We start from the raw sequence: 14,532 nt of genomic DNA, 5'->3' as shown, positions 1-14,532 counted from the left end.
TTGACAGACATAGAGGAGTCAAAAACACAAGCACATCATGGACACCACAAGCCCACCAACAAAAACTTTCCACCTGTGGATAACTTTGGTTGACAGCAGCGTTTTTGCAGGTGGATTGCCTGTGGATAACTTCCGGCTCATTCGGCGACGTTATTGCCTTCGGAGAGTTGGCCGTCCCGGATCGTCACGGCGCGCTGGGCGCGCTCGGCCACCTCGTGGTCGTGAGTGATCATCAGGATCGTCAGGCCTTGGGAGTGCAATTCGTCAATCGTGGCCAGGACCGCCTCGGCAGTCTTGGAGTCGAGGTTGCCGGTCGGTTCGTCGCACAGCAGCAGGCTCGGCTCGGCCGCGAGTGCCCGGGCGATGGCGACTCGCTGGCGCTCGCCGCCCGACAGGGTCGTCGGCAGCGCGTCCATACGGTGGCCCAGGCCGACCAGTTCGAGTTTCTCGCGGGCGATCTCGCGGCGCCGACGGCGCGGCACGCCCTTGTACACCAGCGACATCGCGACATTCTCAGTCGCGGTGCGGTGGGCCATGAGGTGGAAGGCCTGGAAGATGAAGCCGATCTTGTCGGCGCGCAGCTTGGTGCGCTTGGCTTCCTTCATCGTCGAGGTGTCGTGCCCGTCGAGGAAGTAGGTCCCGTCGGTGGGGGCGTCGAGCAGACCCAGCAGGTTCAGCAGCGTGGACTTGCCCGAGCCGGAGGGCCCGACGATGGCGACGTACTCGCCGGCCTCGACACGCAGGTGAACGGGCTTGAGCGCTTCGACCGGAGGCGGACCGGGGTAGGTCATGCCGACCCCGTCGAGCTCGATGATCGCATCGTGCACAGGCTCATCGACCACGCGCGGGAGCGTGATGGTGTCGCCGATCGTGGGCAGGAGCAGGGTGGAGTCGTCTTCGGTCACAACCCCAAGACGCCTCCCACCCCACCGTAGGTTGCAATTCGCACGGAATTGGGAAGGCCCGGACGGCGCCGAGCGACTCGGTGGCCGGGCGATGAGAGCAGTGCGGAATTGGGAGGGCGCCGGGTGCCTCGGCGGTTCGGGCGAGTTTCCTGTCAGAACCTGAAGTCGGCCGACACCGGGCGGTGGTCGGAGGCGGTGGAGTCGAGGACTCCGGAGGCAGTCGCCTCCAGCCCTCGGTAGAGGACCTGGTCGATGCGGGCCAGCGGCCGGTCCGCGGGCCAGGTGAACCCGAAGCCCTTCCCGGCTGCGGCCTGCGCCGACTCCAGCTGATACGTGATCGGGGCAAGCGAGCGGTCCTGGACGGTGCCGTTCAGGTCGCCGGCGAGGACGACCCGCTCCAGGTCCTCGGCGGCGATCGCCTCGCCGAGCAGGTTCGCCGTGTCATTGCGCTGCGCGGAGGTGAAGCCCTCGGAGTTCACCCGGACCGACAGCAGGTGCGCGACGTAGACGGCGACCGGCTCACCGTCGATCTCGACCTCCGCGCGGAAGGCGCGGGCCCAGCCCAGGTTCAGGTCGACCTCGTTCGATGCCGCGATCGGCTGGTTCGACCACAGGCCCACGGTGCCGAACACGGCCGAATACGGGTACTGCTCGGCCAGCGCCACGCCCCAGGACTCCTGCTGTTCGGCGGTGAGCTCGACCAGCGCGATGAGGTCGGGCTCAGCTTCGACCAGCGTCGCCGCGGTCGCCTCGGTGTCCAGGTTCTCGGCGTTGACATTGTGGGCGACGATGCGGAAGTCGCCGTCGCCGATCTCCTTGTCGGGGATCAGCCCGGCGAAGTCGCTGAACCAGACGATGGCGGGCACGAGCGTGGCCGCGATCGCGACCGGACGGCGGCGGACGGCGGCGAGTATCAGCAGCGGCAGGATGAGCAAACCAAACCAGGGCAGGAACGTCTCGATGAGGCTGCCGAGGTTGTACCACCGGTTCGGAATGAAACGGTGCAGTCCCAGCACGGCGGCCAGCAGCAGTGAGCAGGCGATGATGATCGCGCTGAATATCTTTGTGCCCCTTGAGGTTCGGCTCACTCGATGCCCCACCCTTCGTCGAGTCCCCCCTGACCGGTCCAGACAGCGTAGCCGGATGACACCACACGGCGATGGGGACCGGAGATGAAACGAAGGGCCCGTCCGTACGGAGGGGCCCTTCGTCGAGCTGGCGGTGGCGGTGGGATGTGCACCCACCGTTGAGACGCGTCCCAGCACCGCTCGCGCCAATCGGAGCCGCACAGCCTTCGCGGCACTCCTTCTCGCCTCGGCCGGAATGTACCGGGCATAGCCACGTTCGGCGAGGTCGGCGCGAGCTGTCGCGGCTCAGGGCCGGTCGCACCAGGACCTCGTGCCGTACGTGCTGAGCAGGCCGATCGCAGCGATCGAGCCGGCGACGCAGACGGCGGCGGCGAACTGCACGACGGCGATCTGGTCCAGTGCGGAGGAGATGCCGCGCGCATCGACGGTGATGAAGAACGTCGGCACCCAGACGGCGACAGCGACGAGTTCAACAACGATCGCCCCGATGCGGGCGATCCGCGAGCCACGGTACACGGCGATTGCGGCCGCGACGCGCAGCGGCACCCAGATCAGGTTGTGCCAGAAGCAGATCCGCAGAACCTGTTCAGTGAGCGCCGGGATGCCGAGCTTGTTGTCGGCCTCGGACCACCGCAGGTCGAACAGAGTGAATCCGGCCAGGCTTCCGGCGAAGGCGTCGACCGCGGCGAGTCCGCCGAGGGCGATTACGGCGCCGGCGGCGATGCGGGGGATGAGCGGGGAATCGGCGCGATTTACGATCCGGACGGAGTTCATTCGCGACATCCTAGGCGCACCAGGCCAACCGGGGCAAAGTCAGCGCAAGCGCGGATCACGGTGCAGGGCTTGGGTTCCTCGAAGGTGCCCACCTTGCGGGGATCATCGAGCCGGCCCGGGAAGACGGGCCCTGAGAAGCCGGAAACCGGTGGGGAATAGCTGGGGAATCCATGGGGAATTCAACCCTGAGCAGCCCGGACGTACCCGGAATATTAGGTCAACGGGCAAAGAAAAATCCCAGCTCATCCGCCCTCTCGGGCGTCTGAACTGGGACTACGTTGGCGGTGGCGGTGGGATTTGAACCCACGGTTGAGGGTTACCCAACACTCGCTTTCGAGGCGAGCTCCTTCGGCCGCTCGGACACGCCACCGCAGAGAAGGCTACCGGATCGCGCCACCGTGGCGACAAGCGGGTATCCGGGGATCTACGTCACAGACACTATCCGCAAATTCATGGGATGTTTATGAGAAAGTGGCTCTATGACAGCACACATCTCCGCCCAGCCAGGTGACATCGCCGACTCGGTCCTCCTGCCTGGGGACCCGCTGCGCGCCAAGTGGATCGCCGAGAACTTCCTGACGGACGCGAAGTGCTACACCGAGGTCAGGAACATGTTCGGCTACACCGGCACCTACAAGGGCCGCAGCGTCTCCGTGCAGGGAACCGGGATGGGCCAGCCGTCGGCCTCGATCTACACCCACGAGCTGCTGGACGTCTACGGCGTCAAGACCGTGGTGCGGGTGGGCTCGGCCGGAGCGATCCACGACGACATCGAGCTGCGCGACGTGGTGGCCGGCATCGGCGCGTCCACGAACTCGTCGATGAACCGCATCCGCTTCAACGGCGTGGTCGACTTCGCGCCGGTCGCGGACTTCGCGCTGCTGCGCAATGCCGTCGACGCGGCCGAGGCGCGCGGGATCAATCTGCACGTGGGCCAGCTGTACAGCTCCGACACCTTCTACACCGACGCCCCCGAGGTCGAGGCCAAGCTGGCCGACTACGGGATCCTCGCGATCGAGATGGAGGCCGCGGCCATCTACACGCTCGCCGCGAAGTTCAAGGCCCGCGCCCTGGCGCTCTGCACGATCTCCGACCACATCCTCAAGGGCACCGAGCTGCCCGCCGCCGACCGGCAGGAGTCCTTCTCCGAGATGGTCGAGATCGCCCTCGACGCGGTCGTCGCTTAGGGGCTCTTCAACCCCCTGACGCGGCGTCCTACGCCTCCGCCGACCGGGCAGTCGGCGGGGGCTTTTTGCCGCCGCCCGGCCGACGGTCGACGCCTTCACGTGCTGTTACCCCCGTGGCCGTCGTCTGCAGTCAGGTGCTGTTACCCCCGTGGGCTTCGTTTGCCCTCACGTGGTGTCGCTCCCGCGGGCGTCGTTTGCCCCCGCGCGCCGTCACACCCCAACGTGCTGTCGTACCCCGCGGGCATCGTTGAGACCGGGGGCCCGTGGGAGTCCGATTTGAAGGGCGACGCCCCGATTGCCCCCCTTCGCACGCGGCGTCTGTCGCAGCCGGCGGGCATTGTTGAAAACGGGGGACCTTGCCGTGCCCGATTTGAAGGCCGGCGCCTTGAATGTCGGGTCCCGAATTCGTTGACAGGCGGGCCGCTTCAGGACACAATGAAGCTACCTTAACGATCGTTAAGGTATGTGAACCTGGAGGGCGACGTGGACTACCCAGCCGAGCGCTCGCGGATTCAGCGCGGAGGTGCCGACAAGTACCACCAGGCCGCCGCTGCCGCGGGGAAATACCATGCGCGCGAGCGCATCCGCCGGCTGTGCGACGCAGACTCCTTCCGCGAGGACAACCTCTGGGCCAACCCCGACCCGACCCTCCCCGCCGACGGCGTCGTGGTCGGATCCGCCACCGTCCAGGGCCGGCCCATCCGCGTCATCGCCAACGACTCCACCGTCAAGGCCGGCTCCTGGGGCGCCCGCACGGTCGAGAAGATCATTCGCACCATCGAGGCCGCCCAGGTCGAGCAGCACCCCATCGTCTACCTCGTCGACTCTGCCGGCGCCCGCATCACCGACCAGGTCCAGCTCTTCCCCGGCCGCCGCGGCGCCGGCCGCATCTTCCACGAACAGGTCCGCGCCTCCGGCCGCATCCCCCAGGCCTGCGCCCTCTTCGGCCCCTCCGCCGCCGGCGGCGCCTACATCCCCGCCTTCTGCGACATCGTCGCCATGGTCGACGGCAACGCCTCCATGTACCTCGGCAGCCCCCGCATGGTCGAGATGGTCACCGGCGAGAAAACCACCCTCGAGGAGATGGGCGGCGCCAGGGTCCACTGCGAGCAGTCTGGCGTCGGGCACTTCCTGTGCCACAACGAGGACGAGGCCATCGCCGACGTCAGGCGCTGGCTCTCCTACCTGCCGTCCAATTGGGAGCAACCCGCCCCGGTGCGGGCCGCCCGCCCGCCGCAGGACATCGACCTCGCCGCCACCGTCCCGCCCGGCGAGTCCACCCCGTTCGACATGCACGAATTCATCGACGGCCTGGTCGACCGCGACTCCCAGCTCGAGATCCAGGCCCGGTGGGCCGGCGAGATCATCACCTCCTTCGCCCGGCTCGACGGGCGCCCCGTCGGCATCGTCGCCTCCAATCCCGCGGTGCGCGGCGGCGTCCTGTTCTCCGACTCCGCCGACAAATCCGCCCGCTTCATCTCCACCTGCGACGCCTTCAACGTCCCACTGCTGTTCCTGTCGGACGTCCCCGGCTTCATGGTCGGCGCCGAATACGAGCACGCCGGCATCATCCGCCACGGCGCCAAGATGATCGCCCACGTCGCCGAGGCCACCGTCCCCAAGATCTGCGTGGTGGTGCGCAAGGCCTACGGCGCCGGCCTCTACGCGATGGCGGGGCCCGCCTTCGGATCCGACGCCGTCCTCGCCCTCCCCACCGCGAAGATCGCCGTCATGGGCGCCGAGGCCGCCGTGAACGCCGTCTACGCGGGCAAGATCGCCCAGATCGATGACCCCTCGATGCGCGAGCGCTTCATCGCCGACAAACGCGCCGAGTACGAAACCGACGTGGACCTGCGGCGACTCGCCGGGGAACTCGTTATCGACGACATCGTGGAGGCGGCCGACCTGCGGGCCGACCTCATCGCACGCTACCGCCGCCTGTCCCAAAAGGACCGGCGGTTCTCGACCCGCAGGCATCCGATAACACCGGTGTAGGAGGAGCCATGAGACTCACCAGCGAACAGGCCGAATTCGCCGCCGCCGTGCGCGATTTCGCCCAAACCGAGATCAAGCCCGTCATCGGCGACTTCTACGAACGCGGCGAATTCCCCGCGAACCTCGTCCGCGACCTCGGCAAACTCGGCGTCTTCGGCGTCACCCTGCCCGAGGAGCACGGCGGCGCCGACGAGGGCCTGCTCATGCTCGGACTGGCGCTGGAGGAGATCGCCCGCGTCGACGCCTCCGTCGCCGTCACCGTCGAGGCGGCGGTGACCCTCGGCGCCGAAGCCGTCGCCCAGTTCGGCACCGACGAGCAGAAACACCGCTGGCTCCCGCGACTGGCCTCCGGACAGGGCCTGTGCGCCTTCGCCCTCACCGAACCGAGCGGCGGCACCGACGCCGGGCACACCGACACCCGCGCCCGCCTCGAAGCCGGCGAATGGGTGATCGACGGCGCGAAGTGCTTCATCACCAACGCCGGCACCGAGATGACCGACCTCATCATCGCCACCGCCACCACCGGACCAGGCGAAGTCTCCTGCATCGCAGTCGAACCCGGCACGCCCGGACTCTCGGTCGGCCCCGAGTACTCCAAAGTGGGCTGGCGGGCCTCGGACACCCGCCCGGTCTACTTCGACGGATGCCGCGTCCCCGAGGCCAACCTCGTCGGTCAACGCGGCGAGGGCTTCCACCAGTTCCTGCACCTGCTCGAGGGCGGCCGGGTCGCCTTGGCGGCCTTGTCGACCGGTTCGGCGCAGGGTTGCCTGGACGAGGCGCTGGCGCACGCCAAGGAGCGCGAGTCCTTCGGGAAGCCGATCGCGACGAACCAGTCGATCGCGTTCATGCTCGCGGACATGCGCCTGCGGGCCCACACCGCACGCCTGGCCTGGATGGACGCCGCCGTCAAGGCCGACGACGGCGAGTCCTTCGGCACCGACGCCGCGCTGGCGAAGCTCCACGCCTCCGGCGCGGCCGTCGACAATGCCCGCGACGCGACGCAGATCTTCGGCGGCTACGGGTTCATGAACGAGACGCCCGTGGCCAGGGCCTGGAGGGATTGCAAGATTCTGGAGATCGGCGAGGGCACGAACGAGGTCCAGCGGATGCTCATCGCGAGGTCGCTCGGAGTTTAGAATCCTGCAATTTTTATTAAATCTTCAACTAAATTCCTTGAACTTCACCTGTGGTCCGTGACAGGCTCGGTCCCTGGCGCGTAGGTTTGCGCCAGGGGCACTGAGCCGGGATGGAGAGCCCGGCACCGGTGGCCTCCACCCTGAAATGCAGGCAGAAGGGCATCACAATGACCGATACCGAATCCGGACGTGCCATCGCACAGCAGGTGCTGACCTCGGGCCGCGGCCTCGCGTCCAGGCGCGGGCTCATGTGCGGGCTGGCCGGCCTCGGCGCGGCGGGCGCGCTCGCCGCGTGCGGCACCGTCGAGCCCTCGTCGTCGGGTTCCGACCCGACCACCGGCACCGACGAGGGCGACACGGGCGACGACTCCGGCTCGGGCGACGACACGGCCCTCGCCTCCACCGCCGATGTTCCCGAGGGCGGCGGCATCGTGGTGGACGAGACCGTGCTGGTCCAGCCGTCCGCCGACGAGTTCCTGGCGTTCTCGGCGCTGTGCCCGCACCAGGGCACCGTCGTGGACGCTCCGAACGCCGACGGGGTCATCATCTGCCCCAACCACTTCTCCGAGTTCAGCCTCGAAGGCGAGCTCGAGCAGGGCCCGGCCGAGGCCGGTCTGACCGAAGTGGACATCACGGTCGAGGGCGACCAGATCTTCCTCGCCTGAGAGCGGCACCTGGCGCGGCGGGAGTTCCCGCCGCGCCTTTTGCGTGCGCGGCGTCAGATCTTGCCGTCGTCCCCCAGTTTCTTGAACTTCGCTTCGATGTCGGCGATCTTGGCGTCGAAGGCCGCGGCGTCCTCCGGGTCGGCCTCGCGCCACAGCTGCGTGAGCTCCTCGGTGGCGTGCACCCGGTTGGCCTCGCCGATTCCGGCGGCCCGCCAGGCGAGGTCGTGGATGTAGTGCTCGGCCGCGGGGTCGGCCGCGAGGGCCGCGACGGCCATCTTCTTCACCGCGCCTCCGGGACGGACCTGGGAAGCGAGCGCGGCGATCACCGCATCGCGGCCGCCCAGGCCACCGCTGATCCGCGCCTGGAGATGGCCGAGCCCATAGGCCAGAAAGCCGGTGATGGTCGCGACGAAGACGCCCGGGACGGGGCCGTAGACGAAGTACTCCCAGACCTCGCGGTCCACCACCAGTGCCATGACGGCGATCCCGATCGCGACCCAGATCAGGTACCACCAGCGCCCGATCTTCTCCAGGACCTTGAACCAGCCGGGGATGGGCCCGGCCCATCCGTCGAAGGCCAGATCCATGCGCCGCACCGCGTCGTCGATGCCGCTCGTGGCGGTGGGGGCGATGATGATCGGACGGCCGGATCGTTCGCCTTCGACGATCCAGCGCGGGCTCTCGGCGGTCATGGCGGGTCCTGGGGGCGTTCGGGGACGGGGGTCGGTGCCCAAGCTACCGGCGGGTCGCCATCGCGCGCAAGGCGCATCTGGGCGGCAGGCAGGTGCTCGGATCCGATGTCGTTGCGGGGCAGCGCGAACGGCGGGACGTGAACCAAGGAGCGGGCCCGGAAGGCAGTGCCTTCCGGGCCCGTTCGCCTAACGTGAAGCTCAGGTCAGGGCGTCGGCCGCGGCCGGGTCCGAGTCGCGCAGGAACTGGGCGCAGCGCGCGGCCTCGTCGGCTTCGCCGATGCTGGCCGCCGCGCGGGAGAGCTGGTAGAGCGACTTGAGGAACCCGCGGTTCGGCTTGTGCTCCCACGGGATCGGGCCGTGGCCCTTCCAGCCGCTGCGGCGCAGCTGGTCCAGGCCCCGGTGGTATCCGGTGCGGGCGAAGGCGTAGGCGGAGACGTCGTCCCCCGAGTCCATCGCGTTCTTGGCCAGTCGGGACCACGCCGCGCAGAACCACGGGTACTGCCGGACCGTGTCCTCGGGGCTGTGCTCGTCAAGGTACTTCCGGGCCTCGGCGTCCTCGGGGAGCAGCGTGGCCGGAGGCTGGGACATCAGATTCTGCGGAGCCAATGCGGCGTCCCTTCAAACGTAGTTCTCACTCTAGGGTCGAGTCGTTCGTGAAAGCAGTGAGCCAAGACTAACCCTCGCTCTCGGCGCGCTTGCGGGCCTCGCCGGGACCCGGCGCCACCAGCCTCAGGATCAGCGCGCCGAGGCAGGCGGCGATCAGGGAGCCGGCCAGGACGCCGATCTTGGCCTCGTCGGTCAGCAGCCCCGCGTCGCCGCCGCGGAAGGCGAGCTCGGTGATGAACAGCGCCACGGTGAACCCGACGCCGGCGACGGCCGCGAGGCCGCCCAAGAGCCGCCACCCGGTGCCGTCTGGCAGGCGCCCCAGTCCGAGCTTGACCACGATCCAAGATGCCCCGAGCACCCCGACGAACTTGCCGACAACGAGGCCGATCGCGATGCCGAGCGTGGCCGTCGATGTGAACGCCTGGGCGAGCATCTCGCCCGACAGCGGGACACCCGCGTTGGCCAGCGCGAACAGCGGGAGCACCACGAAGGATGAGAACGGGTGGAACTTGTTCTGGAGCCGTTCGGTGGGGGGTACGGATTCCTTGACGAGTTTGGCGACGCGTTCGGTCTCTTCGGTGGTGAGTCCGCCTTTGGCCATTTCCTGGGCGGTCTCGTGGGCGACCTGGGGGTCGAGGAGGGGGCGGGAGGAGATGATCAGGCCCATGGCGACGCCGGCGATGGTGGCGTGGACGCCGGATTCGAGCATGGCGAGCCAGGCGAGGATGCCGATGACGAGGTAGACGGGGCCGGACCAGACGTTGATGATGCGGAGGGCGACGGCGAGGGCGAGGAGTGCTCCGGCGACGGCGAGCCAGCCCATGGACATGTCGTCGGTGTAGAAGACGGCGATGACGGCGATGGCGCCGAGGTCGTCGACGATGGCGAGGGTGAGGAGGAAGATGCGGGCCGGGGAGGGGATGCGGTCGCCGAAGAGGGCGACGATGCCTACGGCGAAGGCGATGTCGGTGGCCATGGGGATGCCCCAGCCGTGTGAGGCGTCGGTGCCGGCGTTGAAGGCGAGGTAGATGGCGGCGGGGACGACCATGCCGCCGATGGCCGCGGCGATGGGGGTGACGGCGTTGCGGGCGCTGCGCAGGTGTCCGGTGACGATCTCCGACTTGATCTCCATGCCGACGACGAAGAAGAAGAACGCCATGAGGCCGTCGTTGATCCAGTCCTTGAAGCTGTGGTGGACTTCGAAGTCGCCGAAGTGGAAGCTGATGTCCATACCCCAGACGGCGTCGTATGAGGACGACCAGGGTGAGTTGGCCCAGAGGAGTGCGATGGCGGCGCAGACGAGGAGGACGATGCCGCCGGCGGGTTCGATCCTGAGGAAGTCGGCGGCGGGGCGTCCGACGTAGCGGGCCAGGCGTTGGTCGGAGTGGAGGAAGGACGGGCGGTTGTTCCAGATGGCCGAAGTCCAGGGTTCCTTGTTGAGCCTCATGCGAGGGAGCCTATCTATCGTTGCTCTGGGCTATCGGCGCGTCGCAGCTTTTCGCACTGCTGTGCCACACCCGGGAATAGGCCGGTGGCCGCGAAGGGTTCCTTCGCGGCCACCGGTGTCGTTGTGGGTCAGGGCTTTTCGACGGCGTCGACCTTGTCGGGTTCCCAGACCTGGACGTTCTTGAGGCCGGGGATGCGGTCGCGGGTGAAGACCGGGTCGAGGCCCTGCTTGCGTTGGGCGTCGTAGTCGGCCAGGACCTTCCAGGTGACGCCGGTGAGGGCGAGGACGGCGAGGAGGTTGACGGTGGCCATCATGCCCATGGTGACGTCGGCCAGGCCCCACACGTCCGCGAAGGAGGCGATGGAGCCCCAGAAGGCGAGGGCGACGACGCCGAGGCGGAGGCCGGTGATCGCGTGCTTGGAGCCGGTGAGGTATCGGATGTTGGACTCGCCGTAGAAGTAGTTGCCGAGCACCGAGGTGAAGGTGAACAGCATCAGGATGACGGTCATGACGTGGAGCGACCAGCCGCCGAGGGAGGCTTCGACGCCGCGGGTGACGAGGTTGTCCTCGGTGCCGTAGACGGGGTTGGTCGTCAGGATGATGAGCGCCGAGATGGTGCACAGGAAGATGGTGTCGAAGTAGACGCCGAGCGCCTGGGTCAGGCCCTGTTTGACCGGGTGGCTGACGGTGGCGGTGGCGCCGGCGTTGGGGGCCGAGCCCATGCCGCCTTCGTTGGAGAACATGCCTCGGCGCACGCCCTGGATGATGACGGTGCCGATGGTGGCGCCGGCGAACTGTTCGAGGCCGAGGGCGCTCTGGACGATGTCGGCGAGGGCGCCGGGGAGGGCGTCGAAGTTGACGACGACGACCACGATGCCGATGAGCAGGTAGACGGCGGCCATGATGGGCACCAGCAGTTCGGCGGTGTCGGCGATGCGCTTGAGGCCGCCGAAGATGACCACGCCGGCGACGATGGCCAGGATGGCGCCGATGATGTAGGAGGAGACCTCGGTGTCGACGTCGCCGAACTGGGTGAGGGAGGCGTTGACCGAGGCGGTGAAGGTGTTGGCCTGCACCATGTTGAAGGCGACGGGGTAGGTGAGGAGGAGGATGACGGCGAAGATGCCGCCGGCCCAGGGCAGGCCGAGGCCGTGCTTCATGTAGAAGGCCGGGCCGCCCTTGAAGCCGCCGCCGGTGGTGCGTTCCTTGTAGACCTGGGCGAGGGTGGACTCGGCGAAGGCGGTGCCGGCGACGATGATCGCCATGAGCCACATCCAGAAGACGGCGCCGGGGCCGCCGACGCCGATGGCCGCGGAGACGCCGACGATATTGCCGGTGCCGACGCGGGCGGCGGCGGAGACGGCGAAGGCCTGGAAGGCGGTGGTGGGCTTCTCGCCGGGCGCGGCCTCCTTGGGGGCTTCGCGCAGGCCGCGCACCATCTGGCCGAACAGGCGGAACTGCACGCCCTTGGTGATGAAGAGGTAGATCAGGCTGGTGCCTGCCAGCAGGATGATGATGAACCACCAGAAGTAGTCGTTCACTTCCATGATCTGGGTGATCAGTTCGTCCACGTCGGGCGTTCTCCTAGGTCGGGCGGACAGGCTGGTGGCCTGAACCTAACGGTGCGCCCTGGGGTGTGCCGGGTTTCCCAGCATCCGAGCAGCCCGACGAAGGTATAGGAAAGCGGCGCAGCGGGTCAAGGCGGACGAAGCCGCGTGACCGTTTCTTCACCGATCGGTTACTTGAGCGCGACAGGTGCCGCGCGGTCCGGGGCGGTGCGGCGCTTTGTCGCGATGTGCGGCAAGGCCTCGGAACGGGGGCAGCGCGGCGGGCCTCAGGAGGCCGCGGCGCACTCCCGGCACAGACCGCGGAAGGTGATGGAGGCGCGGGTGACGGCGAAGCCGTGCCGTTCGTCGCCGGGGAGCCAGTCCATGGGGTTCCCGACGGTGTGGACGTCCTTGGTGGCCCCGCAGCCCTCGCAGATGAGGTGGTGGTGCTCGTGCTCCACGTTGGGGTCGTAGCGCTTCGAGCGTCCGTCGAGGTTGAGTTCGAGGACTTCGCCGAGGGCGACCATCTCGTTGAGGGTGTTGTAGACGGTGGCGCGGCTGATCTCGGGCATGCGGCCTGCGGCGCGTTCGAGGATCTCGTCGGCGGTGTAGTGCACGTGGGCGCCGTCGAGCGTCTCGGCGATGACGCGCCGCTGGGGGGTCATGCGCCAACTGCGCTGGCGCAGCCGCGTTACGAGGTCGCTCATGGTCGTCTCTCAGGCTGGATCGGGAGTTGCACCCACTTTAGCAGGTAGGACACTGTGACCCTACCTACCCCGGACTGGATCTTCTTTTAGACTAAGTCTAGTCTAGGATCTAGTCGAAGGAAGAACAGTCGAGGACCGGTCCCCGCCGCGCTGGTGGCGGGGGGTGCGACCGCATGAGAGGGCTTGAAGAGCAATGAGCGAGCAGTTCGACAACACGGCCGGGCCGCTGACCACCGAATCCGGTGCGCCCGTGGCGAACAACAACCAGAGCGAAGCGGCCGGCGTCGGCGGCCCGCTGCTCATCCAGGACCAGGTGCTGCTGGAGAAGCTGGCGCACTTCAACCGCGAGCGCATCCCCGAGCGGGTCGTGCACGCCCGCGGCGCCGGCGCCTACGGCACCTTCACCGCGACCGCCGACGTCTCGCAGTACACCCGGGCGGCGTTCTTGTCCTCCGTGGGCAAGGAGACCGAGACCTTCCTGCGCTTCTCGACCGTCGCCGGCAACCTCGGCTCGGCCGACGCCGTCCGGGACCCCCGCGGCTTCGCGTTGAAGTTCTACACCGAGGAGGGCAACTACGACCTCGTCGGGAACAACACCCCGGTGTTCTTCATCCGCGACGCGATCAAGTTCCCCGACTTCATCCACACCCAGAAGCGCGACCCGTACACCGGTTCGCAGGAGGCCGACAACGTGTGGGACTTCTGGGGCCTCTCCCCCGAGTCCACCCACCAGGTCACCTGGCTGTTCGGCGACCGCGGCATCCCCGCGACGCTGCGCCACATGAACGGCTACGGCTCCCACACCTACCAGTGGGTCAACGAGGCCGGCGAGCAGTTCTGGGTGAAGTACCACTTCAAGACCGACCAGGGCATCAAGAACCTCACCTCCGAGGAGGCCGACGTCCTCGCCGGGACCGACCCCGACTCCCACCAGCGGGACCTGCGCGAGGCCATCGAGCGCGGCGAGTTCCCGTCCTGGACCGTGCAGGTGCAGATCATGCCCGCCGCCGAGGCCGCGAACTACCGCTTCAACCCGTTCGACCTCACCAAGGTGTGGCCGCACGAGGACTACCCGCCGATCGAGATCGGCAAGCTCGAGCTCAACCGCAACCCGGAGAACATCTTCGCCGAGGTCGAGCAGTCGATCTTCTCGCCCGCGCACTTCGTGCCCGGCATCGGCCCGAGCCCGGACAAGATGCTCCAGGGCCGCCTGTTCGCCTACGGCGACGCGCACCGCTACCGCGTCGGCGCCAACGCCGACCACCTGCCGGTGAACCGCCCGCACGCCACCGAGGCGCGCAACGGGGGCCGCGACGGCTTCTACTACGACGGCCGCCACGGCGGACAGAAGAACTACGAGCCGAACTCCTTCGGCGGCCCGGACCAGTCCGAGCAGCCCCTGTGGGCTCCCGTGCAGGTGGGCGGCGCCACCGGCGCCTGGGAGACCCCGAAGCACTCCGAGGACGACGACTCCGTCCAGGCCGGGAACCTCTACCGGCTCATGAGCGAGGACGAGAAGGACCGCCTGATCGCCAACCTCGCCGGCTTCATCTCGCAGGTCAGCCGCGACGACATCGCCGAACGCGCCATCGCGAACTTCGCGGCCGCCGACGCCGGTTTCGGCAAGCGACTCACCGACGCCGTTTCACAGCTGCGCAAGTAGGTAAAGACGCCGAGAGCCCGCCGGACCCGACTACCGAAGCCGCCAGGGTCCTTCGGGTATTTCGACACAGGGCTCGGATCGGCTCCCCTGTCGCAAGTGCCGATCCGAGCCGCAGGGCCC

Annotated in this window: 13 protein-coding genes and 1 tRNA gene; 5 read left to right on the top strand and 9 right to left on the bottom strand. The window is 68.1% G+C overall.

The genetic code is table 11. The features are described from left to right. Positions 1-137: 137 nt before the first annotated feature. From FAB82_RS04960 to FAB82_RS04945, 4 genes are all read right to left on the bottom strand, one after another. Entirely contained in the window at positions 138-791 is a 654-nt protein-coding gene (locus FAB82_RS04960; RefSeq protein ID WP_136533439.1) for an ABC transporter ATP-binding protein, read from the bottom strand. 266 nt (positions 792-1,057) lie between these two features. Next, on the bottom strand, positions 1,058-1,993 hold the full coding sequence (locus tag FAB82_RS04955; RefSeq protein WP_246039446.1) for an endonuclease/exonuclease/phosphatase family protein: 936 nt from the start codon (positions 1,991-1,993) through the stop codon (positions 1,058-1,060). Positions 1,994-2,278: 285 nt separating this feature from the next. Beyond that, positions 2,279-2,767, bottom strand: coding sequence for a hypothetical protein (locus tag FAB82_RS04950; RefSeq protein ID WP_136533434.1), 489 nt, complete (start codon positions 2,765-2,767; stop codon positions 2,279-2,281). Positions 2,768-3,046: 279 nt separating this feature from the next. Further along, positions 3,047-3,137, bottom strand: a tRNA-Ser gene (locus FAB82_RS04945). A 109-nt stretch (positions 3,138-3,246) separates the two neighbouring features. On the opposite strand from FAB82_RS04945, the gene deoD reads away from it, so the two are divergent. From deoD to FAB82_RS04925, 4 genes are all read left to right on the top strand, one after another. Beyond that, a complete protein-coding gene (gene deoD, locus FAB82_RS04940; RefSeq protein ID WP_136533433.1) occupies positions 3,247-3,954 on the top strand; it encodes a purine-nucleoside phosphorylase in 708 nt (235 codons plus the stop codon). Positions 3,955-4,419: 465 nt separating this feature from the next. After that, positions 4,420-5,949 (top strand): acyl-CoA carboxylase subunit beta, encoded by a 1,530-nt coding sequence (locus FAB82_RS04935; protein ID WP_425461576.1) that lies wholly within the window; start codon positions 4,420-4,422, stop codon positions 5,947-5,949. 8 nt (positions 5,950-5,957) lie between these two features. Beyond that, positions 5,958-7,085, top strand: a complete 1,128-nt coding sequence (locus FAB82_RS04930; RefSeq protein ID WP_136533432.1) for an acyl-CoA dehydrogenase family protein — start codon at positions 5,958-5,960, stop codon at positions 7,083-7,085. Between the two features lie 167 nt (positions 7,086-7,252). Then, on the top strand, positions 7,253-7,750 hold the full coding sequence (locus FAB82_RS04925; protein ID WP_211116377.1) for a Rieske (2Fe-2S) protein: 498 nt from the start codon (positions 7,253-7,255) through the stop codon (positions 7,748-7,750). 53 nt (positions 7,751-7,803) lie between these two features. Here the strand turns inward: FAB82_RS04925 and FAB82_RS04920 are convergent, their stop codons facing one another. From FAB82_RS04920 to FAB82_RS04900, 5 genes are all read right to left on the bottom strand, one after another. Further along, on the bottom strand, positions 7,804-8,442 hold the full coding sequence (locus tag FAB82_RS04920; RefSeq protein WP_136533431.1) for a hypothetical protein: 639 nt from the start codon (positions 8,440-8,442) through the stop codon (positions 7,804-7,806). 198 nt (positions 8,443-8,640) lie between these two features. Next, the gene (locus tag FAB82_RS04915) at positions 8,641-9,030 is read right to left on the bottom strand and encodes a DUF3151 domain-containing protein (protein WP_136533430.1); all 390 of its coding nucleotides are present in this window, start codon (positions 9,028-9,030) and stop codon (positions 8,641-8,643) included. An 85-nt stretch (positions 9,031-9,115) separates the two neighbouring features. Beyond that, complete coding sequence (gene nhaA / locus FAB82_RS04910) at positions 9,116-10,495, bottom strand: Na+/H+ antiporter NhaA (protein ID WP_136533429.1); 1,380 nt, start codon at positions 10,493-10,495, stop codon at positions 9,116-9,118. A 128-nt stretch (positions 10,496-10,623) separates the two neighbouring features. Then, positions 10,624-12,066, bottom strand: a complete 1,443-nt coding sequence (locus tag FAB82_RS04905) for an alanine/glycine:cation symporter family protein (RefSeq protein WP_136533428.1) — start codon at positions 12,064-12,066, stop codon at positions 10,624-10,626. Positions 12,067-12,329: 263 nt separating this feature from the next. Next, on the bottom strand, positions 12,330-12,749 hold the full coding sequence (locus tag FAB82_RS04900) for a Fur family transcriptional regulator (protein WP_136533427.1): 420 nt from the start codon (positions 12,747-12,749) through the stop codon (positions 12,330-12,332). Positions 12,750-12,942: 193 nt separating this feature from the next. Here FAB82_RS04900 and FAB82_RS04895 point away from each other — a divergent pair, with 193 nt between their 5' ends. Continuing rightward, positions 12,943-14,412 carry a catalase gene (locus tag FAB82_RS04895; protein WP_136533426.1) on the top strand — a complete coding sequence of 490 codons (1,470 nt, stop codon included), beginning with the start codon at positions 12,943-12,945 and terminating at the stop codon, positions 14,410-14,412. The last annotated feature ends 120 nt before the right edge of the window (positions 14,413-14,532 follow it).

It is taken from the genome of Glycomyces buryatensis (assembly GCF_004912275.1).
In the GTDB taxonomy this organism is placed as follows: domain Bacteria; phylum Actinomycetota; class Actinomycetes; order Mycobacteriales; family Micromonosporaceae; genus Glycomyces; species Glycomyces buryatensis.
Note: the sequence above shows the minus strand (reverse complement) of the source record. Positions and strands in the feature narration are given on the sequence as shown.